Raw genomic sequence first — 22839 nt, 5'->3', positions numbered from 1 at the left:
TATGCGTGGGCAGACTGTCATACGGGCGCGGACATGTCACTGATTTCTGAGCGGCTGGCCGATAATTTGTTCGTTGTCGGGGGGACACTCTCCGGATAACGGACGAAGGCGCCGCTCGGGGGGACGAACTCTCCCCGGGCGGCGCCTGGTTCACATCCGTTCGACTGCTTCTGGACACCCTCCGTGGTCACAGGGCCGCGGAGACCGGCCGGAACGGTGGGTCAGCCGGTTCTAGAAGGTCAGCTTCCAGCTGTTGATGTAGCCCTTGTCCTGGGCGTACACGTCCTGCACCTTCAGCTTCCAGACGCCGCTCGCCGCCTCGCTGCTCGCGTTGACGGTGTAGGTCGCCTTCACGTTGTCCGCGGAGTCGTTGGTGCTGGAGTTCTTCAGGCGGTAGTTCGTGCCGTCCGGCGCGACCAGGTCGATGACCAGGTCACCGCGGTAGGTGTGCACGATGTCCACGTCCACCTTGAGGGTCGCGGGGGCGTTGCCCGCGCGGCTCACGGTGATCGGCGAGGTCACCGCGGCCGCGGCGTCCGGGATGGCCACATCGGCGGTGTTCTCGAAGATGTTGCCGCTGTCGGAGGCGTTGACGGTCCACTTGAAGGCCGTCGTGCCCGTCTTGCTGGCCGAGTCCGTCACCGTGACCGTCACACTGCTGGTCCCGGTGGTGGTGGGCGTACCGGAGATCAGACCGGTCGAGGAGTTGATCGACAGACCGGCGGGCAGACCGCTGGCCGCGTAGGTCAGGGCGCCCGGGTTGGTGCTGGTCGCCTTGATCTGGAGGCTCGCGGCCGTGTTCACCACGGTGGTCTGGTCGCCCGGACCGGTGACCGTGACACCGGTGGAGACCCGGCTGCCGACGTTGACCGCCGCCCAGGCGTTCGCCACGCCGTTGTACTGGGCGCTGCCGACGCCGTACAGCTCACCGGCCGCCCACAGCGTCGCGTCACGCGCGCCCGCGTAGTTGGTGTTGGACTGCATGCGCTGGGTCAGCGCCTTGAACCACACCTTCTCGGCGGCCGCCCGGCCGATGCCGGTGACCGGCTGGTTGTCGTAGGTCGGGCTGTCGTAGCTGACACCGTTGATGACCTTGGGGCCGCTGCCCTCGGAGGCCAGGTAGAACCAGTGGTTGGCGACGCCCGACGAGTAGTGGACGTCGATGCCGCCGATACCGGAGTACCAGTTGTCCTTGGACTTTCCGTCCTTGGAGGGCTTGTCCATGTAGCGCAGCGGGGTGCCGTTGCCGTTGATGTCGATCTCTTCGCCGACCATGTAGTCGCCGACGTCGTTCGGGTTGTTGGCGGCGAACTCGACGGCCGCGGCGAAGATGTCGGAGGTGGCCTCGTTGAGGCCGCCGGACTCGCCGCTGTAGGTGAGGTTGGCGGTGGCCGCGGTGACGCCGTGCGTCATCTCGTGCGCCGCGACGTCGATCGAGGTGAGCGGCTTGGCGTTGTTCGCGCCGTCGCCGTACGTCATGCAGAAGCAGGAGTCCTGCCAGAAGGCGTTGACGTAGTTGTTGCCGTAGTGGACGCGGCTGTACGCGCCGACCCCGTCGCCCTTGATGCCGGACCTGCCGTGCACGTTCTTGTAGTAGTCCCAGGTGAGAGCCGCGCCGTAGTGCGCGTCGACACCCGCCGTCTGCATGTTGGACGGTGTTCCGTCGCCCCACACGTCGTCGGCGTCGGTGAACAGCGTCCCCTGGCCGGACGTACCGCGGTTGAGGTTGTACGTCTTGTGGTTGCCGCGGGTGGTGTCGCTCATGCTGTACGAGCCGGAGGTGCCCGCGGTGCCGACGTCCACCTTGCCGCTGTACTGGCTGTTCCCGGTGCCGTTCTTGACGCCCTGGAACTCGAAGAGCTTCTTGCCGGTCTTGGCGTCGGTGATGACGTGCAGCTCGTTCGGCGTGCCGTCCTCCTGCACACCGCCGACCACGGTCTCGTAGGCGAGGACCGGCGTGCCGGACGCGGCCCAGATGACCTTGCGCGGCGCCTTGGCCTCGGCCTTCTTGGTGTCGTCGGCCCGCGCCAGGCGCTCGGCGGCCTGCTCGGCGGTGTCCGCGCGGACGGTGGGGGTGGTGGTCGCCACCCGCACCTGCCGCTTCGTGGCCTTGGCGACCGCGGCGACCTTGCCGGACTTGGTCTCCTCCACGACGAGATCGCCGCCGAGGACGGGGAGCCCGGCGTAGGTGCGCTCGTAGCGGGTGTGGGTGGTGCCGTCGGCGTCCTTCGAGACGTCCTTGACGACCAGCTTCTCCTTGGCGCCGAGCTGGAGGGTCTTCGCCGTCGCCGCCTTGGTGGCGTTGGCGTCTCGTATCAGCTCGGCCCGCTGGGCGGGCGACAGCTTGACCGGCAGGGCGCCGGGGTCGGGCTTGGCCGCCGCCGACATCGGGGCGGACTCGTCGGACTCGGCGGTGGCGTTGGCGGCCTGTACGCCGACAGCGATCATGGCCGCTACGGCGACGAACGCGCCGGTGGTGGCGGTACGCCGATGGGGGGTGCGTCTCACGCGAAACTCCTTCTGCTGCGGCCGCGACAACCGGCGGCCCAGGGGTTTCCGGGCGGCTGGGTGGCCGCCCGGGGGCAGAGCGAAGCGGAGCTAGGGAACACGCGTGGGGGGAGGTGGGGGCACGTTCGACGACCGCGTGCAGCGAAAGCCTGCCGGAGCGCGTGTCGCGGGACGTGCGTACCGTCGCGCAGCGGAAGCTGTGGGGGTGCTGTGCGTCGGACGAGGGGAAGAGTCCCACCCCCTGGACAGGAATGTCAGGGGCGCGTCAGGAAGTTGGCCAAAAACCGTCCGTTGAAGAAACAACTGCGTCCGTATAACGGTGAACTGTCATGATCGCGGCACGGGCGCTGAGCAGGCACCACGGGCACGACGGGCGCCACACAGCACCAGGCGGCAGCGAGCGGCAGTCGCGGCCGTGACTGCCGGGCGGCCGCCGGTTCGCCGTCCGTGGCGCCTGCCGCCCGCCGCTTCCGGTTCGTAGGATCGCGGCATGACGCAACCCGCCACTCCGCTCGACGAGCCGCCGATCACCATCACCGACCCGCGTGAGCTGCTCGACGGCTATCTCGACTACTACCGTGCCACCCTGCTGCGCAAGCTCGACGGGCTCGCCGAGGAGGAACTGCGCTCCAGCCGACTGCCCTCAGGCTGGACGCCGCTGCAACTCGTCAGGCATCTGGGGGCGGTCGAGAAGCGCTGGCTGTGCTGGGGGTTCCTCGGCGAGCGGATGACCGAGGGCGAGGTGTGGGCCGACCGCGGCCGCGACGACCGCTGGCATGTCGCCGCCGACGAGTCGGCGGCCGTGGTGCTGGCCGGGTTCAGGGAGCAGTGCGCCCGCTCCCGCGAGGTGGTCGCCGGAGTTCCGGCCGAGGCGAAAGCGGCCACCGGCGGGCGGTTCGCGACGGAGGCCGAGGCGCCGACGCTGGGCTGGATTCTCTTCCACCTCCTCCAGGAGTACGCACGGCACGTCGGCCAGCTCGACGTCGTACGCGAGCTGGCCGACGGCGCCCTCGGCGAGTAACGGGACCCCAGGCCGCAAGGCCAGGGGAAGCCGCCCGTCCCTGGCACAGCGCAGGAGGTGCCCCGTCAGGGGCGCGGGGAACTGCGCGACCAGCCACGACGCACCCGCAGTTGGCGACGTACGGGCTGGAACCCCTGTCCCTGGGCCGCAAGGGAGAGGGAAGCAGCAGTCCCTGGCACAGCGAAGGGGAAGGTGCCCCCTCAGGGGTGCGGGGAACTGCGCGACCAGCCACGACGCACCCGCATTCCGCGACGCACGGACAGGGACCCCCGCGCTCGCCCCCACGATCCGCCGGACACGGCCTACGCGTCGAAGTCCAGCTCCACGTCCCCGGAGACGGGCTGCGCCCGGCAGGCCAGGGTGTAACCGGCGGCGACCTCGTCGGCGCCCAGGGCGTACTGCCGGTCCATGCGCACCGCTCCGCCGACCACCCGGGCCCGGCAGGTGCCGCAGAGTCCGTCGCGGCACGAGTACGGGGTCTCCGGCCGGGCGCGGACCATCGCCTGGAGGATCACGCGCTCCTCGGGTTCCATGTGGACGACCGTCGTCCGGCCGCCCAGCCGCGCGGCGACCCGGGCCCCGGCCGACGGCGGCCCGTCCGCCGCCGGGGGCTCGTCCCCGGGGGCGGGTGGCCCGCCGTCGGCGGAGAAGAGCTCGTACCGTGTCCGTGCCGGGTCGGCCCCCCAGTCCGCCAGCCCCTCGCGTACCGCCTCGACCAGCCCCCAGGGGCCGCAGAGGTAGAAGTAGGTGCGGTCGTCGGGCGCGGCACCGACCGCGGACAGCAGCCCCCGCAGCCGCTCGGCGTCGATGCGCCCGGAGAGCAGACTGGCCTCGCGGCTCTCCCGGGTCAGCACATGCAGCACAGTGAACCGGTCCGGCCAGGCGTCCTTGAGGTCGCCCAGCTCGTCGGTGAGCAGCGCCGACATGGCGGTGCGGTTCGCGTACAGCAGCGACACCTGGGACGCCGGGTCGTCGCGCAGCGCGGCGGCGGCCATGCTCAGCAGCGGGCTGATGCCGCTGCCGCCGCCGACCAGCACATGGTGGGCACCGGGCGCCTCGGCGAGCCGGAAGCCGCCGGTGGGCGGCCCGGCCTCAAGAAGGTCGCCCGGCGCGAGCCGGGTCAGGGCGTACTCGCCGAACCCCCCGTCACCCAGCCGCTTGACCACCAGGCGCAGTGCGGGCCCCGTCGCGGACCCTGTCGCGGGCCAGGGCGGCGGGCACACCGAGTAGCTGCGGCGCAGCTCCCTGCCCCCGGTCAGATGCCGCACCGTCAGATGCTGTCCGGCGCGGTAGGCGAAGGTCCCGGCGAGGGAGTCCGGCACCCGCAGGCTGATGGCGACGGTGTCGTCGGTGAGCCGCTCGACCGACGTCACCCGGAGCAGCGAGAACCCGGCGGCGGGCGCGGTTACGGGGGTGTCCTGGAGGTCCATGGGTGCATTGCCCTTCATGCCGCGTCGTCACGTCGCTCTCATATGCGCGAAGGTCTCCCGGCAGGCCGCGCACGCGAGGACCGTCTGGCACCGGGTCGCGCCGAACGGTGCCTGCGGCCGGGTGGCCGTGGAGCCGCAGTGCGGGCAGGCGACGCCGGTCCCGATGCGGATCTCCAGCGGGGCGCCGGCCGGGCCCGGCGGCGTGATACCGCTCTCCGCGAGCTTGCGGCGGCCCTCGGCGCTGATCCAGTCCGACGTCCACACCGGGGAGATCAACTGCCGTACGCGGCCGTCGGGATACCCGCAGGCGGTGAGGGTGTCCTTGATGTCGGCGACGATGACCTCCATGGCCGGGCAGCCGGTGTACGTCGGGGTGACGGCGACCTCAAGCACCCCGTCGTCGGCGAAGCCGACGTCCCTGATCACACCGAGCTCGAAGAGGGTGATCACCGGCAGCTCCGGGTCGGGCAGCGCGTGCACGCGCGCCCTGACCAACTCGGGTCCTGTGCGCTGGACGGCCGTCACCAGACGCCTCCCGGGTACTGTCGGCGCAGCGCCTGGAACTGGGCCAGCAGCGGTGCGAATCCCTCCGTGTGCAGCCCGTCCCTGCCGCCCTCGGCACGCCATCTGGCCCGAGGCACGGTCAGGGTGGCGGAGGTCAGTACGGAGGTGACCGCCGTGAGCCAGGCGTCGCGCAGCCCGGCCGGGTCGATCCCGGTCCCGGCGTCGGCGAGCCCGGTGACGAGGCTGTCGCTGTCGAACAGCTCGGCCGTGTAGGGCCACAGCTGGTCCAGCCCCTCCTGCATGCGGCGGTGGCTCTCCGCCGTGCCGTCCCCCAGCCGGACCGTCCACTGGTCGGCGTGCAGGCAGTGGTACGTGACTTCCTTGCCCGCGCGGGTGGCGAAGGCGGCGAGCACCGGGTCGGTGGACGCCTCCAGGGCCTCCAGCAGCAGCCGGTAGTAATGGCTGAAGTACAGCTGCCGGGCCATGGTGACGGCGAAGTCGCCGTTCGGGGTCTCCACGAGCAGCACGTTGCGGAACTCGCGCTCGGTCCGCAGATACGCCAGATCGTCCTCGCTCTGGCCCGCGCCCGCGGTCTCCCCGGCGTAACTCAGCAGCGTACGGGCGTGCCCGAGCAGGTCGAGGGCGATATTGGCCAGCGCCAGGTCCTCCTCGACGGTCGGCGCGTTGGTGATCCACTCCGACAGCCGGTGGCTGAGGATCAGCGCGTCGTCGCCCAGGCGCAGCGCGTACTCGGTGACACCGGCTGTGGCGGCCGGTGTCCGCGCGTCGCTAACCGTCATGTTCTCCCGCCTCGTTCAGCGCCACGTAGTCGTCCGGGTAGCGGTAGGGCTTGCCGGCGCTGTTGCTGAAGAGCGCGCCCTTGTCCTGCGGCGCCGAGGCGCGGACGCAGTCGGCGGGCACGACCCAGATCGAGACCGGGTCGCCACGCCGGGCGTACAGGTCCCTGGCGCTCAGCAGCGCCATCTCGGTGTCGGCGCCGCGCACCGACCCGACGTGCTGGTGCGCCAGCCCCCGGCGGGATCTGACGAACACCTCCCACAGTGCCTGGGAGGGGGCAACCGGTGTGTTCATGAGGCATCTTCTCTTTCCCTGTCCTGCGCGCGGCGTGCCGCGTGCGCGTCGACCGCGTCGCGCACCCACGCCCCGTTCTCGTGCGCCGCCACCCGGTGCGCGCGGCGCTGTCTGCTGCACTGCGAGTCCTGGGCCAGCAGCGGCCGGAACTGCTGCCAGTCGATGGGGGTGAAGTCGTAGTGGCCGCGCTCCTCGTTCCAACGGATCTGGTCGTCAGGGAGCGTCAGCCCCAACTGCGCCGCCTGCGGCACGCAGTTGTCGACGAACCGCTGCCGCAGCTCGTCGTTGGTGTGGTGCTTGATGCCCCAGGCGATCGACCGCTGGCTGAGGGAGGTGCCGATGGAGGTGGTGCGGGAGACCTCGCCGTCACGCGCGGGGGTGTCCGGCGGGCCGAACATCAGCGCCACAGCGGGCAGCCACCACCGGTTGACCGCGTCCTGCGCCATCGCCCGCTGCTCCGGCGTGCCCCTGCACAGCGACCACAGCACGTCGTACCCCTGGCGGACGTGGAACGCCTCCTCCTGGCACACGCGCAGCATCGCCCGCGCGTAAGGACCGTAGGAGGTGCGGCACAGCGGCACCTGGTTGACGACGGCGGCGCCGTCCGTCAGCCAGGCGATCGCGCCGGTGTCCGCCCAGGTCAGCGCGGGATGGTTGAACGTCGCCGAGTAGTTCTGCTGTCCGCTGTGCAACGCGTCGAGCAGCTCGGCGCGGGTCACGCCGAGGGTCTCGGCGGCCGAGTAGAGATACAGCGCGTGCCCCGCCTCGTCCTGCACCTTGGCCAGCAGGCTCGCCTTGCGGCGCAGTGACGGGGCACGGGTGATCCACGAGCCCTCCGGCTGCATCCCGATCAGCTCCGAGTGGGCGTGCTGGGCGATCTGCCGGATGAGCATGCGCCGGTACCCGTCGGGCATCCGGTCGTGCGGTTCGATGCGCTCGTCAGCGGCCAGCAGCGCCTCGAAGTCGTCCAAGGCGCCCGCCTGCACTTCGGTCGTGGACGTGGTCATGCCGGGCTCACCTGCCTCTCACGGTCAGTGGGGTCGTGTCTGCTGCCGACGGCCGGGGACGGCCCCCGTCGGCCGTTGCCGCGGCTCGCAGCCGCGGCCGGGACCGCGCCGAGCGGCCCGGCCGCGCCGAACGCGCACAACGCCGTCTCCTGGGAAGGAGTCGCGCCCGCCCTCCCGCAATCCCCCCGGGACCAGGCTTTCTTGCCGGACACCAGCCCGTGGGCGGCCCCTCGGGACCGGTGAGGAAATTTCTCGGACGCAGGGAGTGTGCGGACACAGCGGTGACTCTTTCCTGGATGCGCGGCCCTTCTCCGCCGCGTCCCGCCGGGACGGACCGGCGCCGGTGCCCCGCCTCCCGTGTGCACCCCACTCGACTCAAGCCGACCAGCGCTTGCGGAAGGAACAGTGATCCCGTGGCTCCTCAGTTGGGCTCAGCCGGAGGTCCGGCCGCCGGGCCGCCCGGCCTGGACGAGGCAGCCGCGCAGCCATGGCTCGACGCGCTGCGCGACCTGATCCCGATGCCGGAGAAGTACCGGAACCCCACGGTGGACCGCGCGGGCGCGCTGGCCCTGCTCGGCTGCAAGGACGCCCTGCTCGACCGGCTGGTACAGGCGGGCATCCCGCACGAGGGCGAGGGCCCCGGCCTCAGGTTCGACTACTACGACCTGGCGAACGTCGCCCTGTACTCGGGCGCCATCACCAGCGTCCCGCTCGCCGGACAGCGCATGATGATCCGCTACGCGTCCTCACCACCGGAGACGTGGACGGCGCCGCGCGGCTGGGACGTGGACTGGAAACTGTCCTGCTCGCAGCCGCACTGCCCGGGCGGCACGTGGCGGGTGGTGCTGCCGGTCCCCGAGGTCTTCGGCGGCCGGACCCACGAGCTCGGCTGCGCTCAGGACTCCCGCACCGAGGACGGCGTGCTCATCGTCGAGGACAGCCCGCGCGTCCACCTCTCGGGCCGGGTGTCCACCGGCGGGCGGCGCAGCGCGCTGATCTCCCCGGTGGCCCGCTCGCTCTTCGACGAGATGCTGCACGACCTGACCAGCGGCCGCTTCCGCTTCCAGTGGATGCACCCCGCGCTGCGCGTCAGCCGCGAGGCGGTGGACGAGGTCGGAATCATGGACTGCACCGTGTGCTCACGGGAGTCGCAGCGCCGCGCCGACGCCGCGGGGCTGCGCACCCGGACCCGGCGCGGGCGGTTCATGGGCGTGCTGGACGCCGAGCACTCCTGGCTGGAAGTGCTGGACGAGGACGGGCTGTGGAAGCCCCTCGACCCGGTCTTCGCGCTGCTGTCCATCCGGCACAAGCGCGGCCAGTCCGGCTTCGTGGACTTCTGCGCCGGTTCCGTTCCCAGCCGCTTCCTGCCCTGGCCGGTGGCCGCCGGAGTGCCGCTGGCCGAGCACGACTGCCCGGTGGGCGACGGCTCCTGGGACAACACCTTCAGTGGCACCGCAACGAAAGGCACGTCATGAATTCCGTCCGCGAGATGCTCGTCGAACTGACCGGCATGCCCGAGTTCGCCGAGTCCATCCCCGACGACGCAGACCTCTCCGACAGCGGCATCGACTCAGGTGACCTGGTGCGCCTGGTGCTGCTCATCGAGGAGCGCACGGGCGCCGAGGTCACCGCCGAGGACATGGACGGGCTGTCCACCATCGCCGACTACGACCGGTTCGTGGCGGGCCGTGCGGCGGCGGCGCAGGCCGGCGGCGCCTGATGTGGCTGACCCAGATACTCCAGCGCAACCGGCAGTGCTTTCCCAGCCGTACGGCGCTGGTTGACGAGCGCCGCTCCGTCACCTGGGCGGAGCTGCACGACCGCACCGTGAGCCTCGCGCACGGCCTGGCGGGCCTGGGCATCGAGCGCGGCGACCGGGTCGTGGTCCTGTCCCTGGACCGGGTCGAGGTCCTGGAGACGTACTTCGCGCTGGCCCGCCTCGGCGCCCTGTTCGTGCCGCTCAACCACAGCCTCACGCCCGCCGAGGTGACCGCGGTCGCCGAGCGCACCGGGGCGGTGGCCGTGGTCGGGGAGACGGCGCTGCTGGACAAGCACCCGGGGCTGCCGGTGCGCGTCCGGGTCAGGCTCGACGGCGAGGAGTACGACCGGCTCGCCGCCACGCCGGGAGCGCCAGGCGCGCTCCCGGCCGTAGCCGACGACGACCTCGCCGCGATCCTGCACACCTCGGCCACCACCGGCCAGGCCAAGGGCGTCACCGTCGACCACGGCTCGTTCCGGGCCATCGCGCTGGGCTGGCTCGCCGTCTCGGCGGCGCCCGACGCCCCCGACAACATCGTGCTGGTCAACTGCTGCCCGCTGTACCACGGCAGCGTCGTCGTCTCGCTGACCTACCTGGCCGCGGGCGCGACCGTGGTGCTGATCCCCGGCTTCAAGCCGCAGACCGCGCTGTCGGCCATCGAGACCCACCAGGCCACCCACGTCTGGCTCGTCCCCCAGATGCTCCGCTTCCTGCTCGCGGGCAAGTCGTTCGCCTCAGCCGACCTGTCCAGCCTGCGGGAAGTCCTCTACGGCGCGGCCCCCATGCCGCCCGAGCTGTACGCGGAGGCCGAGAAGCGGCTCGGCTGCGGCTTCCGGCAGGTCTACGGCATGACCGAGGTCGGCGGCCCCTTCGTGACGCTCGGTCCCGCCGAGCACACGGCCCTTCAAGGCCCGGACGGCGAACCGCTCGTCCTGCCCGCCGGGCGCGTCATCCCCGGCATGTCGGTCCGGGTGCTGACCGCCGAGGCCACGGAGGCGGAGCCCGGCGCGATCGGTGAGATCTGCGTACGCGGACCCGGTGTCATGCGCGGCTACTGGGACGACGACGCGGCGACCGAGGAGATCACGGTCGACGGCTGGACCCGCACCGGGGATCTCGGCTTCCTCGACGAGGACGGCCGTATCCACCTCGTGGACCGCAGAAAAGACCTCATCATCAGGGCCGGGCAGAACGTCTATCCGGCGGAGATCGAGCGGGCGTTGCGCGCTCACCCCGCCGTCAGGGACGCGGCCGTCGTCGGCATTCCGGACGCCGATTACGGCGAGGTGCCACTCGCCTTTGTCGTGACCGGCGAAGCCGGTGCGGACCGGGGCGAACTCCTGCGTTACCTGAATTCCGCTCTCGCGCCGTACAAGCGCCCGCGCCGTATCGAATTCATCGACGAGGTGCCGAGGAATCCCGCCGGGAAGATCCTCAAAAAACTTCTGCGGCCCTGAGGCATTCAGCCATATCCGTGCCGCCGCACCACTCCGGAAGGACGAAGATGGAAAGGCCGCTCGCACTCGATATCCGCTACACCTCGGAGACAACGCTCCAGGTATCGGACGACATCGAGCTGTACTACGAACTGCACGGTGACGAAGGACCGCACATCACGCTGGTCAACAACTTCTTCATCATCGCGCCGATCTGGCGGAACTACACCGACCAGCTCGCCAAGAAGAACCGGGTCCTCACCTACGACCTGCGCAACCAGGGAGCGTCCTCGCTCAAGGCGGACCTGAACTGGGAAGACCACGTCTCGGACCTGCTCGCGCTGCTCGACGGCCTCGGCATCGAGCGCACCCACCTGGTGGGCACGTCCACGTCGTCCTTCATCTGCCGGGACTTCGCCGTCAGATACCCGGAGCGCGTCGAAGGGCTGGTGCTCACCGGACCTTCGTGCACGCCGTCGGACGGCCTCCAGCGCAGGGCCACGGAGCGGGCGTGCATCAACTCCCTCGCCAACGGCGGCACCAACGCGCTCTGGGACCACCTGTACTCCGTGGTGTTCAGCGAGCGGGCCATGAGCGAGATGGGCGCGGCCGGATACCTCGGACTGCGGGAGGCGTTCACCAGCGTCCACCCAGCCGAGCCGATGCTGGCCAACCTCCGCTCCGCCCTCCAGGCGGTCGACGGCGCCGACCAGCTCGCGAAGATCCCCAAGCCCACCATGCTGCTCCTGGGCGACCAGGACACCCTGTGGGACGAGGAGAACGCCGCCGAGGCCGAGAAGCTCATCGACGACGTCACCACCGTGTGGCTGCGCAACGTCGGGCACCTGCCGTACATGGAGGACGGGGTCTCCTTCCAGCGTGCGATCCAGGAGTTCCTGGACCAGCTCGACGCGCGTACCACCGGCACGGCGGCGACGCCCGTCACGCTCACCCAGGCCGCCCCCGGTGACGGCGCGGCGACCACGGGGGCCGTGGCGGCGGGCGGCGCGGCGTCGGCCGGTGCCGCGGGCGCGGACGCGGACGCCGTGCTGGACCGGCTGTGCGAGCTGCTGCGCGGTGTCGTCGCCGACCGCACCGACCTCCCCGCGACCGGCCTCGCGGACATGCCGCTGGCCTCCATCGGCCTGGAGTCCTGGGCGTTCACCCAGCTCCTCGGCACGATCGAGGAGAGCTTCGGCGTCGAGTGGGACATGGACGTGCCCACCGAGGTCTTCGACAGCCTCACCACGATCGCGGACCACCTGCGCACCCACTACGACACCCCGGCCCTCTCCGGAATGGCGGCTCAGCAGTGACTACCCACCCCACCCACTTCGTCACCGGCGCGACCGGCTTCGTCGGCGGCGCCATAGCCCTGGAACTCCTCGCCCGCACCGAGGGCGACCTCGTGTGCCTCGTGCGCGGCGCGGACGACGCGGCGGCGACGCAGCGGCTGCACAGCGCGCTCGGCCACGCGGCGGAGGTCTACGACCTGCACGGCCTGCTCCCGGCGGTCCTTGAGCGCAGCCGCGCGGTGGCCGGGGACATCACCGAGCTGGACGTCGCGAGCCTCGCCGAGCGCGTCGGCGAGGTCGGCACGGTCTGGCACGTGGCGGCCTCCCTGAAGTACGAGGACCGGCACGCCGAAGAGATCACCCAGATGAACGTGCTGGGCACGGAGAGCGTCGTGGCACTCGCCCGCGCGCTGGGCCGGCCGGTGTTCAACCACGTCAGCACCGCCTACGTGGCCGGGCGCCGCACCGGGCTGATGACGGAGACCCTGCCCGAGGACACCACCTGGGCCAACAACGTCTACGAGTCGACCAAGACGCTCGGCGAGCGCATGGTCGTGGACTCCGGTCTCGACTGGCGCATCCTGCGGCCCTCCATCGTCATCGGGCACAGCGCCACCTACGCGGCGACCAGCTTCACCGGCCTGTACGGGTTCGTCTCCTCCGTGCTCCGCTTCCGCGACGCCGTCCAGACGGAGCTGGGCAACCTGCTCCAGCACCGCCGGGTGCCGATCATCGCCGACCCGGGCATCGAGTGCGACCTGGTGCCCGTCGACCACGTCGCCTCCAACGCCGTCACCATCGGCACCGGCGGCGACCTCGCGAAGATCTACCACCTCAACAACGCGACCTCGCCGACCACCGGCAGCGTCATCGAGGAGGTCTTCGCGCTCGCCGGGCTGCGCAAGCCGCAGTTCGTCTCCAGCCAGGGCATGCTGACCGCCGTCGACAAGAAGCTCGACGACGGCATCCAGTTCTACGCCTCGTACATGATCAACGGTAAGCACTTCGAACAGCCCAACACCGCCTCCGTCGAAGGCACCCACACCACGGGCTTCGCCATGGACCGCGAGACAGTACGGGACGTCGTGCGCTGGTACCTGGACCGCATCCAGAACGACGGCGGGACGCTGAAGCCGCGCCGCGCCGAGTTCGCCTACCGGGCGCCCGAAGCGGCGCGACAGGCCGGCTAGCGGCCGGGGGAGCGCCCTGGGCCGTGACCCCGGCCCAGGGCGCGCACGCCACCCCGGCCGGTACGGCGCGCGCCCCGGGGGCCCCGCCGTACGCGACGGCCGCCCCGCCGCCCCGCCGACAGCGACGCCTCGCCCCCGCCCCGACGCGCCGTCCCCGCCCCGGCGGGACGCCGTCGGCCCCATCCCGGACGGACCACAACGTGAGAGGAGATCCACCGGTGCCGGTGCCCACTGATCTGCCCAGACCCGGAAAGCTGTTCTCGCTGGGACTCATCACCCAGCAGGCCGCGCTGCGCCACCCCGACTCGCTGTTCTACCTGGACAAGCCGTTCGACGTCGCTCCCGGCCTCGGCACCCGCCCCACGTACGCCGACGTCGGCGACATGGTCGAGGACCTCGCCGCCCGGCTGTACGCGTCCGGAGTGCGGCCGGGTGACGTCGTCGGCGTCCACAAGAGCCACAACGCCGACATCCTCTTCCTCGCGTGCGCCGTCGCGCGGATCGGCGCCGTGCCCGCCATGCTGGCGCCGTTCCTGGACTGGGAGACGGTCACGGTGATGATGGAGCGGCTGAAGCCCGCCCACTTCGTCACCGACCCCGCCCGGTTCGCCGAGGCGGGCCCCGAGGGCGACCGGCTGCGCGCCCTCGTCCCCTCCGTGCTGCTGACCCACGGAGCGGCCGCCGGGCTCCCCTCCCTGGACGACGCGCCGACATCCCAGCGGCCCGGCTACCACGACATCCCCGGTGACGACCCGGCGCTGATCACCCACACCTCGGGCACCACCGGCGTCCCCAAACTGGTGGCCGCCGCCCGCCGCGGCACCCAGCTGCCCATCAACATGCAGGCCAAGCTGGCCCGTCTGCTGCGCTACAAGGAGACGTACGCCATGTGCATCTCCTTCGTGCACGCCCGCACCTACGCGGCCCTGGCGACCGCGATGGAGCTCGGTATCGGCATCGCCGCGCTGACCGACGCGGGCGTGGACAACGTGCGCGAGATGTTCACCGAATGCCGCCCGGGCGGCGTCGAGGCGCACCCCAACATGTACACGCACTGGGAGGAGCTGGCCGACCACCCGAGCCAGCCGTTCGCCAACGTACGCATCTTCATGAGCACGTTCGACGCCATCCACCCGCGCACCATCCGGGTGCTGCTCGACTCCTCCAAGCGCCGGGCGCCGCTGTTCCTCCAGTCGTACGGGCAGACCGAGACCGGCCCCGTCACCATGCGCCCGTACACCCGCCGCTCCGTCCGGCGGGCCGACGGCCGGTGCGTCGGCCACACCTTCCCCGGCATGACCAAGGCCCGCATCGCGCCCCGCCCCGGCAAGGACGACGGCACCCGCAACGGCTTCATCGAGGCGACGTCCACCGGCCTCGGCGTCACCTACGTCGGCCAGCAGGACCTCTACGACGAGCGCCGCGACGGCGCCTGGTGGAACCTCCAGGACATCGGCTACCGCTCCCGGTGGGGCTGCATCCACCTGCTGGACCGGGAGTTCGACCAGGTGCCAGGCATGGGCAGCCTGCTGGCGGCCGAGGACACCATCCTCGACCAGATCCCGGCGCTCACCGAAGCGGTCTTCGTGCCGCTCCCCGACGGGATTCAGCCGGTGGTCTGCACCCGCCGCGACGCGCCCTTCGACCGGGACGCCTGGGCGAAGGCGACCGCCGGGCTGCCGCCGCTGGCCGCGCCCCTGCACGTGCGCTGGGCGGACATGCCGCACACGGCGACCTGGAAGGTGAAGCGCAACGCGCTCGCCGCCGGGCTCCAGGACGGCTCCATCCCGACCGTGGACGGGGTGAGCCCCCGCGCATGAGCACACGTGAGGACCGCCTCCTGCCACCGGGGGAGTGGGTCACCGAGGGCGGCGTTGTGGTGGAGTGGCACCGCTTCCCGCTCGACCCGCGCACCGCGGCCCGGCAGCTGGCAGACGCGCTCGACCACCGCAGGGGCGCGCTGCTGGCCTCGGACTACGAGCAGTTGGGGCGGTACCGGCGCGGTTGCACCGGCTACGTCGACCCGCCGGTGGAGATCGTGCTGCGCGGCCTGGAGCGGGTCGAGGTGCGGGCGCTGAACGAGCGCGGCCAGATGCTGCTGCCCGCGCTCAGGCGCGCGGCGGACAAGACCCTGACCGAGGTGGCCGACCTCACCGACGGCGGGGAGCCCGGCATCACCGGGCTCGTCGTCAGCGACCCCGCAGAGGACCGGCTGAGCGAGGAGGACCGGACGCGGCGGCACAGCGTGTTCGGCTTCCTGCGGGCCGTCACCAACTGCTTCGCCGGGCCGCCCGATTCCCGCCTCGGCCTGTACGGGGCCTTCGGCTACGACCTGGTGATGGCCTTCGACCCGGTGCCTCTCACGCAGCCGAGGGACCCGCGGGAGCGCACCCTCGTCCTCCACCTGCCGGACGCCATCACCGTCGTCGACCCCGTCGAGGGCACGGCCTACCGGCACTTCTACGACTTCGAGGTGGACGGGCGCAGCACCCGCGGCCTGGTCCGCCACACACCGCCGGTCCCGAGCCCGCCGACCGCCCCCGACAGCGGGGAAGGCGACCACGCGCCGGGCGAGTACGCCGCTCTGGTGCGCTCCGCGCGGGAACGCTTCCGGGCGGGCGAACTGTTCGAGGCGGTGCCCAGCCGCACCTTCACCCGGGCGTTCCAGTCCAGGCCGTCCCGGCTGTTCCGCACGCTCAGCGAGCGCAACCCCGCCCCGTACCAGATGCTCATCAACCTCGGCGAGGGCGAGTACCTGGTCGGCACGTCACCGGAGATGTTCGTCCGCGTCAGCCCCCAGGAGGAGGACGACGGCGTCCGGTGGCGGGTGGAGTCCTCGCCGATCAGCGGCACCGCCGCGCGCGGCAGGGACCCGCTGGAGGACGCGGAGCGCATCAAGGAGCTGCTCGGCTCGGAGAAGGAGGAGTCCGAGCTGACCATGTGCACCGACGTGGACCGCAACGACAAGTCCCGGGTGTGCGTGCCCGGAACGGTGCGCGTCATCGGCCGCCGCCAGCTGGAGATGTACTCCACGCTGATCCACACCGTCGACCACGTCGAAGGCGTCCTCCATCCGCGCTGCGACGCCTGGGACGCGCTGCTGGCCCACATGTGGGCGGTCACCGTCACCGGCGCGCCCAAGCACGCCGCGATCGCCTTCATCGAGGCCAACGAGCGCTCGCCGCGCCGCTGGTACGGCGGCGCGGTCGGCAGGGTCGGCTTCGACGGGACGATGGACACCGGCCTCACGTTGCGCACCGTGCACCTGTCGGGCGGCCGCGCCACCGTACGGACAGGCGCCACGCTGCTCTACGACTCGGTGCCCGAGGACGAGGAGCGCGAGACCGAACTGAAGGCGCTGGCCCTGCTCGACGGCCTCGCGCGCACCGAGGGACCGGGCGCCGCGCCGGACCCGGCCGCCACCTCGCGGCGCCCCGCCGCCGTGCGGCCCGTTCCCGAGCCGGTGCCGGGAGCCGGTGGTCCCCGGGTGCTCCTGGTGGACCACCAGGACTCCTTCACCCAGACGCTGGCCTCGTACTTCCGGCAGGCCGGGGCGCGGGTGTCCACCTACCGCAGCGGCTTCGGCGAGGACCTGGTCGACACCGTGCGGCCCGATCTGATGGTGCTCTCGCCGGGGCCGGGCCGACCGGCGGACTTCGACACCTCCCGCACCCTGCGGATGGCCGCGGACCGGGGCATCGCGGTCTTCGGGATCTGCCTCGGGCTGCAGGCCATCGTGGAACACCTCGGCGGCGGGTTGCGGCTGCTTGACCACCCCTGGCACGGCAAGCCGTCGGCGGTCTCGCTCGTGGACGGCGGCGGCGCGGTGCTCGCCGGGCTCCCGGAGCGGATCACCGCGGGCCGCTACCACTCGCTGTACGCCGACCCGGAGACCCTGCCGGACGCGCTGCGGGTCACGGCGCGCACCGACGACGGGGTGGTGATGGCCGTCGAACACCGCACCCTGCCGTGGGCGGCCGTCCAGTTCCACCCGGAGTCGCTGATGACGCAGTCCGGCGACCACGGCCTGCGGATGATCACCAACGTGATGTCCCGGCTCGCCGGGAAGGCCGGACCCGCCGCGGCGTAGACCGCGTGCCGCGTGCCGCCTGCCGCGTAGCGCGTAGACACCGCCTGTCCCGCACCACCCCGCCACTCACCACCCCGCCTTTCACCACCACAGAGAGGGCCACCCGATCATGGCCGGAACCGCTGTTGGCGTCACCCGCGAGTGGACGGCGCCCGGGGCCCTGGACCCCGACGACCGGCGCGAGTTCGTCGCGATGCTCCGCTACTGCCTCACCGAGGCGGACACCCACGACATCCACCCCGGGGACGTCCCGCGCATCGGTTTCACCGCGAGCGACGACGCCACGGCCGACCGCGTCGAGCGGCTGATCGGCCAGGCGTTCCAGCGCTTCGGCGGCTCGGTCAAGCGCCGCGACCGCACCAAGCTCGACCAGTGGGACCTGCCGGTGCCGCCGAGCGGCGCACGCGACGAGGATGGCCGGATCGGCCCCGGGCTGTTCGTACGGGGTCCCCGGGAGGCGCGGCTGATCCGCGCCCTGGACCGGGTCTTCGGCGAGATCGCCGTGCGGCTCGGCGCCGACGAGTACACCGTCCCCGCGCTGGTGCCGTGGTCCACGCTGGAGAAGGCCGACTACACCCACAACTTCCCGCAGCACATCACCGCCACGTCCGTGGTCCGCGCCGACCTGGACGCGCTGGACCGGTTCGCCGACGCACCGGATCTGCCGACGCGTGCCGTGGAGCTGGAGACGGCCCCTGTCGTGCTCGCCCCCGCGGTCTGCCTCAGCCTGTTCGAACGCTTCGGCGGCGCCGCGCTGACCGAGCCCCGGACGGTGACGGCGACCGGCCGGTGCAGCCGCTACGAGGGCGACTCGGACCCCTCGACGACCCGGCTGTGGTCGTTCAGCATGCGGGAGATCGTCTTCATCGGCGACCGGCCCGCCGCCCGCGCCTTCCGCCAGGCGGCCCTGGACGAGGTGCTGGCGCTGGCCTCCGAACTCGCCCTGCCCTGCCGGGTCGCCCCGGCCGGTGACCCGTTCTTCACCCGCGACCGGGCCAAAATGGCGGACTTCCAGGCGGCGATGGACGTCAAGTACGAACTCGTCGGCCGCATGGCGCACGACGGCTCGGCGGTCGCCAACTCCTCGTTGAACTACCACAACCAGCACTTCGGCAAGAGCTTCGACATCACCTTCGGCGGGCAGCCCGCCTTCTCCGTCTGCCTCGGATTCGGCCTGGAGCGCTGGGCGGAATGGCTGTCCGGCTATCTGCCCGCCGACTGGCAGGAATGGCCCGCTCTGCTGCGCGACCGGTGCTGACGGACCCGGCCGGGCCCCAGGCGGCGAACAGCCTGCCGCCCGGCCTGCGCGGCCTGCTCGGCGAGCGGGGCATCGCGCTCGGCGTGGCCGTGAGCGGCGAGCCGGACGCGGTGCCCGCCGGCCCCGTCGAGCGGCGGCTGGCGGACGCCATGCTGCCGCCGCGCCGCGCGGAGTTCCTGGCCGGGCGGTGCGCGGCACGCCGCGCGCTGGCCGGTGCCGGGTTCCGGGCCAGGGAGATCCGGTACGAAGGGCGGCGGCCGCGGCTGCCCGTGGGCAGCGCCGGGTCCCTCAGCCACTCGGGAGGTCTCGCGGTCGCCGTGGCGGCGCCCAGCACCCGGTACCGCGCCCTGGGCGTGGACCTCGAACTCACGTCGCTGCCACGGCAGGCGGCGCACCTCGTCCTCTCCCCGGGCGAGCTGTCCTGGCTGGCGGATGCCGCCGATGAGCAGGCCGCCGAGCGGCTGCTGCTCGCCGCCTTCTCCGCGAAGGAGGCGGCCTTCAAGGCGTTCACCGCGCTGCTGCCGCCGGGCGGCGCTCCGACGACGCTGCTGGGTGTCGCCGTGCGGCGCACCGCGGAAGGCTTTCGCGCCTGGCACCGGCGGCAGCCGGGACCGGAGCTCGCGGTCGAGGTCCGCACGGCCGGGACCGGCGTGCTGAGCTGGTGCGCCTGCCCGTGAGGCCGTCACGGGCAGGCGCACCGGAGCGAACGCCCCGGCGGACGCGCGGTGTCGGGCCGGGCGTCAGGCCGGGCGCTGGTTCCACGCGTGCTGGAAACTCCGCCGGGCACGGAAGAGCCGCGACCGGACCGTGCCGACCGGCAGCGACAGCAGCTTGGCGGCGTCCTGCTCCTCAAGCCCGTAGACCGCGCGCAGGGTCAGCACCTCGCGGTGGTGGTCGGGCAGCCGGTTGAGGGTGTCGGAGATGTCGACGGACAGCAGCGGATCGTGCCGCTCCGGGATCTCGACGAGTTCGGCGTGCTCCATCTCCTCCACCGCCGGTGCCCGCCGGGTCCGCATGGAGACACGTATCGCCTCCCGCCGGGCGACCGCCTGCACCCAGCCGTAGAACGCGGCGGGTTCCCGCAGCCCGTGAATCCCCCGGAAGACGGCCAGCAGCGCCTCCTGCGTCGCGTCGGCGCAGTGCTCGCGATTGACGGACATGCACAACCGGCGTACGTACGGCGTGATTTCCACCAGCAGGTCGTTGAGCGCCCTGCGGTTTCCAGCTCGCGCCCTGAGGACCAGAAGGGTGGTGTCGGGAAGGTGATCGGCGGCGTTTTCCCCTTGGTATTCCGAATGGTATTCCGGAACCGTACGCGGGTATGATCCGGCCATGCCGGTATTCGGGGCATCCTGTTCCGGACATGCGTGCCGCGATGGCGCCGCAGGATGTTCCCCGCCTGCCGGGCGCTTGTTTTTGGCGTCGCCTCGTACCAATTGATCCACGTCTCCCCCAGACGTCGAAGATGAGAGAAAGAGGACCCCTCGGGGCCGGCCCGGATAAGAGGGTCCTGGAGCCTTTCGGCGCCCCAACGATAGTTGTCGGGTGCATACGTCCAGGGGGTTTGTACCGGCAAGTAGACGCCATGGCAGATGTACGCCACGGGTCTCTTTTCGCGCCGGGTTATCGGCGGATGTCGCGCATATGAAGGCTGCGCGACAGAAGCGCGGTCCCCTCCTGCGGACGGGGGCCGGCCCGTGGCGCCACGCGAGGGTGATGCGTGTCTCACCGGCCCTGGTCCGCCTGTCTCCGGATGGCACTGGGTGCCATGATCCCTCCCACGGCAGCGCGGTGCGCTGGCGCGCGCATGGGGGGAGAGGTGGCGCACACCGTGAGGACCGGCAGTTCACAGATGTCCGAGGCGTCGAAACTGGCTGTGTACTTAGAGCTGAGATCGCGCGGCGAGACCGACCCAGCCCTGCTGGGCAAGGATTTGGGGCTCGCCCCGGACGAGGCCCAGGCGGTCTGGGACTCGCTGGACGAACTCGGCCTGGTCGGCAGGATGGACCGGGAGGGCGGCAAGGTCGTGCCCGTGGCGCCCGAGGCGGCGCTGCTGCGCAAGCTCCGCAGCCAGCAGGAGCTGCTGGAGCGCGGCTTCGAGCAGTTCCGCGGCCTGGAGCGGATCGTCGAGTCGCTGGTCGAGGTGTACATGCCCGCGGCCACCGCCGAAGAGTCGGACATCGAGATCAGCTACGTGACCAACCGGAGCGAGACCCGGCAGGCGCTCGTCGACCTGGTCGACATGTCCGGCGGGACGGTATCGGTGATGTGCCGGGACTCCGGCCCCTCGATGCGGGCCCTGCGGTTCGTCCTGTGGGGGCCCGGCCGACTGCTCGACCGGGGTGTGCGGGTGCGCTCGATCCACCCGCGGCGGCATGCCGTGGCGGCGGGACCGGATGGCCAGTTGCAGCGGATGAGTGAGGCCGGTGTGCTGATCCGGCACTCCCCGGTGCTCCCGATGGGAATGCTGGTCGCCGACACCGGCATGGCGATCCTGTCGCTCTGTCCGGAGGCGTCCGAACGGGGCGCCCTCGTGGTCAGGGGGACGGCGCTCATGCCGTTCCTGGAGGCGACGCACCAGCATCTGTGGAGCCAGTCCTCGCGCTACGGCCCGGACGGCGGCCCAGGGCGGCTGGGCGGCGATGACCTGACACCCGAACAGCACGCCATCCTGCGGATGCTGGCGGACGGCATGAAGGACGAGAAGATCGCCCGCAACCTCGGCATCTCCCTCCGGACCACCAGCCGCCACATCGCCGATCTGATGCAACGACTCGGCTGTGCCAGCAGGTTCGCCGCCGGGGTGCGGGCCGCCCAGCTCGGCCTCTCGGGCATCGGCGGCCCCTCCGCCGCACCGCAGGCCCAGCTCGTGGTCCCGCAGGCCCAGCTCGTGGACCGGGCGAGCGAGAACGTCCCCTTCGCGGACTCCTGCGCCTCATAAGGCGTGCGGCACGCCTGCCGGGCGGGACGCGGTGGAGGGCTTCGAGGTGATGGACAGCACGCCTCAGGCCCCGTCGTGCTGCGGTAAGTTACCTGCTAGTAATTGACCTGTGTGGGAGATCGGCACGCGTCTCCGCACCCTTCCCACCGACCCGCCACCTTGTCCCCGATCGCCGGGACCGACGCCAAGAGAGGGGCAGGAGCCCATGCAGATCGCAGCCATCGTGATCTCACTGGTCGTCAGTGTGATCGGCGTGGTGCTGGCCACGCGTACCGGTTTCTACATCTACCGGTACGTCACACTGGGCCAGCCGGACAGCACCCGCACCGACGCTCCCGGGCAGCGCACCATCACGTTGCTGAAGGAGTTCTTCGGCCACACCCGCATGAACAAGTGGGGCATCGTCGGTATCGCCCACTGGTTCGTGGCCATCGGCTTCTACACCCTGGTGCTCGCCCTGGTCACCGCCTACGGAGAGCTGTTCGACCCGCACTTCTCCCTGCCCTTCGTGGGCAGCTGGGTCGTCTATGAGGTCTACACCGAGATCCTGGGTCTGTTCCTGTTCCTCGGCATCTCGACGCTCATCGTCGTCCGGCTGCTGAACCTGCCGTCCCGGGCGGGCCGCAAGTCCCGCTTCTCCGGCTCCATCGCCTGGCAGGCGTTCTACGTCGAGTACACGATCCTGGGCATCGGGATGGGGGTGCTGATCCTGCGGGCGCTCGACGGCGCGTCGCACCCGGAGGACTACAACATCCGGCATCTCGTCTCCTACCCGCTGGCGCTGGCCTTCGAGGACCTCAGCGAGCACACGCTGGAAAACCTGATCTACCTGTTCGCCATGCTGAAGGTGACCATCTCGCTGGCGTGGGCGGTCACCATCGGCCTCAACCCGTCGATGGGTGTCGCCTGGCACCGCTTCCTCGGCTTCCCCAACATCTGGTTCAAGCGGGAGGCCAGCGGTGATGTGGCGCTCGGCGCGCTCCAGCCGATGGTGAGCGGGGGCAAGCCGATCGACTTCGAGGACCCGGGTGAGGACGACCAGTTCGGTGTCTCCCAGGTCGAGCACTTCTCGTGGAAGGGCCTGCTGGACTTCGCCACGTGTACGGAGTGCGGGCGCTGCCAGTCGCAGTGCCCGGCGTGGAACACCGGCAAGCCGCTGTCTCCCAAGCTCCTCATCATGGCCCTGCGGGAGCATGCCTTCGCCAAGGCGCCGTACTTGCTCGCCGGGGGTGGCAAGGATGAGGAGGGCAACGAGAAGGCGACACCGGAGCAGCTGGCGGGGGTGCCCGCGTCGGCGCTGGCCGAGGC

At 71.5% G+C, this 22839-nt stretch carries 18 protein-coding genes and 1 pseudogene; 12 read left to right on the top strand and 7 right to left on the bottom strand.

Going from position 1 to position 22839, the window contains the following annotated elements:
• Window positions 1–231: 231 nt before the first annotated feature.
• On the bottom strand, window positions 232–2508 hold the full coding sequence (locus AC5P1B_RS22730) for a M4 family metallopeptidase (protein ID WP_493889240.1): 2277 nt from the start codon (window positions 2506–2508) through the stop codon (window positions 232–234).
• Window positions 2509–2998: 490 nt separating this feature from the next.
• Here AC5P1B_RS22730 and AC5P1B_RS22725 point away from each other — a divergent pair, with 490 nt between their 5' ends.
• On the top strand, window positions 2999–3529 hold the full coding sequence (locus AC5P1B_RS22725) for a DinB family protein (RefSeq protein ID WP_493889238.1): 531 nt from the start codon (window positions 2999–3001) through the stop codon (window positions 3527–3529).
• A 302-nt stretch (window positions 3530–3831) separates the two neighbouring features.
• On the opposite strand, the gene AC5P1B_RS22720 is transcribed toward AC5P1B_RS22725, so the two are convergent.
• From AC5P1B_RS22720 to paaA, 5 genes are read right to left on the bottom strand one after another with little or no spacing between them, the layout of a single operon-like run.
• The gene (locus AC5P1B_RS22720; protein ID WP_493889236.1) at window positions 3832–4977 is read right to left on the bottom strand and encodes a 2Fe-2S iron-sulfur cluster-binding protein; all 1146 of its coding nucleotides are present in this window, start codon (window positions 4975–4977) and stop codon (window positions 3832–3834) included.
• A 9-nt stretch (window positions 4978–4986) separates the two neighbouring features.
• Window positions 4987–5484 (bottom strand): 1,2-phenylacetyl-CoA epoxidase subunit PaaD, encoded by a 498-nt coding sequence (paaD, locus tag AC5P1B_RS22715; protein ID WP_493889234.1) that lies wholly within the window; start codon window positions 5482–5484, stop codon window positions 4987–4989.
• A complete protein-coding gene (paaC, locus tag AC5P1B_RS22710) occupies window positions 5481–6263 on the bottom strand; it encodes a 1,2-phenylacetyl-CoA epoxidase subunit PaaC (protein WP_493889232.1) in 783 nt (260 codons plus the stop codon). The genes paaD and paaC overlap by 4 nt, the downstream gene beginning before the upstream one ends.
• Window positions 6253–6555, bottom strand: coding sequence for a 1,2-phenylacetyl-CoA epoxidase subunit PaaB (paaB, locus tag AC5P1B_RS22705; RefSeq protein ID WP_493889230.1), 303 nt, complete (start codon window positions 6553–6555; stop codon window positions 6253–6255). Before paaB ends, paaC begins: the two co-directional genes overlap by 11 nt.
• Window positions 6552–7562, bottom strand: coding sequence for a 1,2-phenylacetyl-CoA epoxidase subunit PaaA (gene paaA / locus AC5P1B_RS22700; RefSeq protein WP_493889229.1), 1011 nt, complete (start codon window positions 7560–7562; stop codon window positions 6552–6554). The genes paaB and paaA overlap by 4 nt, the downstream gene beginning before the upstream one ends.
• A 413-nt stretch (window positions 7563–7975) precedes the next feature.
• On the opposite strand from paaA, the gene AC5P1B_RS22695 reads away from it, so the two are divergent.
• The 9 genes from AC5P1B_RS22695 to AC5P1B_RS22655 all read left to right on the top strand — a co-directional run bounded on the left by AC5P1B_RS22695 (window position 7976) and on the right by AC5P1B_RS22655 (window position 19267).
• Window positions 7976–9037: a hypothetical protein gene (locus AC5P1B_RS22695; protein ID WP_493889228.1), complete on the top strand. Its 1062-nt coding sequence runs from the start codon at window positions 7976–7978 to the stop codon at window positions 9035–9037.
• Complete coding sequence (locus AC5P1B_RS22690; RefSeq protein ID WP_493889227.1) at window positions 9034–9282, top strand: acyl carrier protein; 249 nt, start codon at window positions 9034–9036, stop codon at window positions 9280–9282. The genes AC5P1B_RS22695 and AC5P1B_RS22690 overlap by 4 nt, the downstream gene beginning before the upstream one ends.
• Window positions 9282–10778, top strand: coding sequence for a class I adenylate-forming enzyme family protein (locus AC5P1B_RS22685; protein WP_493889226.1), 1497 nt, complete (start codon window positions 9282–9284; stop codon window positions 10776–10778). The genes AC5P1B_RS22690 and AC5P1B_RS22685 overlap by 1 nt, the downstream gene beginning before the upstream one ends.
• Before the next feature lie 47 nt (window positions 10779–10825).
• The gene (locus tag AC5P1B_RS22680) at window positions 10826–12073 is read left to right on the top strand and encodes an alpha/beta fold hydrolase (protein WP_493889225.1); all 1248 of its coding nucleotides are present in this window, start codon (window positions 10826–10828) and stop codon (window positions 12071–12073) included.
• Window positions 12070–13242: an SDR family oxidoreductase gene (locus AC5P1B_RS22675; protein ID WP_493889224.1), complete on the top strand. Its 1173-nt coding sequence runs from the start codon at window positions 12070–12072 to the stop codon at window positions 13240–13242. The genes AC5P1B_RS22680 and AC5P1B_RS22675 overlap by 4 nt, the downstream gene beginning before the upstream one ends.
• Before the next feature lie 218 nt (window positions 13243–13460).
• Window positions 13461–15062, top strand: a complete 1602-nt coding sequence (locus AC5P1B_RS22670; protein WP_493889223.1) for an AMP-binding protein — start codon at window positions 13461–13463, stop codon at window positions 15060–15062.
• A complete protein-coding gene (locus AC5P1B_RS22665; protein WP_493889221.1) occupies window positions 15059–17332 on the top strand; it encodes an anthranilate synthase component I in 2274 nt (757 codons plus the stop codon). The genes AC5P1B_RS22670 and AC5P1B_RS22665 overlap by 4 nt, the downstream gene beginning before the upstream one ends.
• Window positions 17333–17441: 109 nt before the next feature.
• Window positions 17442–18590 (top strand): class-II aminoacyl-tRNA synthetase family protein, encoded by a 1149-nt coding sequence (locus AC5P1B_RS22660; RefSeq protein ID WP_493889220.1) that lies wholly within the window; start codon window positions 17442–17444, stop codon window positions 18588–18590.
• On the top strand, window positions 18560–19267 hold the full coding sequence (locus AC5P1B_RS22655) for a 4'-phosphopantetheinyl transferase superfamily protein (protein ID WP_493889219.1): 708 nt from the start codon (window positions 18560–18562) through the stop codon (window positions 19265–19267). Before AC5P1B_RS22660 ends, AC5P1B_RS22655 begins: the two co-directional genes overlap by 31 nt.
• Window positions 19268–19330: 63 nt before the next feature.
• Here AC5P1B_RS22655 and AC5P1B_RS22650 read toward each other — a convergent pair whose 3' ends face one another.
• Window positions 19331–19924, bottom strand: coding sequence for an RNA polymerase sigma factor (locus AC5P1B_RS22650; protein WP_493889218.1), 594 nt, complete (start codon window positions 19922–19924; stop codon window positions 19331–19333).
• A 497-nt stretch (window positions 19925–20421) separates the two neighbouring features.
• Between AC5P1B_RS22650 and AC5P1B_RS22645 the strand changes: the two genes are divergently transcribed.
• On the top strand, window positions 20422–21531 hold the full coding sequence (locus AC5P1B_RS22645) for a LuxR C-terminal-related transcriptional regulator (protein WP_493889216.1): 1110 nt from the start codon (window positions 20422–20424) through the stop codon (window positions 21529–21531).
• Window positions 21532–21736: 205 nt separating this feature from the next.
• Window positions 21737–22839, top strand: a pseudogene (locus AC5P1B_RS22640) (Fe-S oxidoreductase); the annotation flags it as partial.

The organism is Streptomyces sp. A01 (genome assembly GCF_059026195.1).
This window is presented reverse-complemented; position numbering and strand designations above follow the sequence as displayed.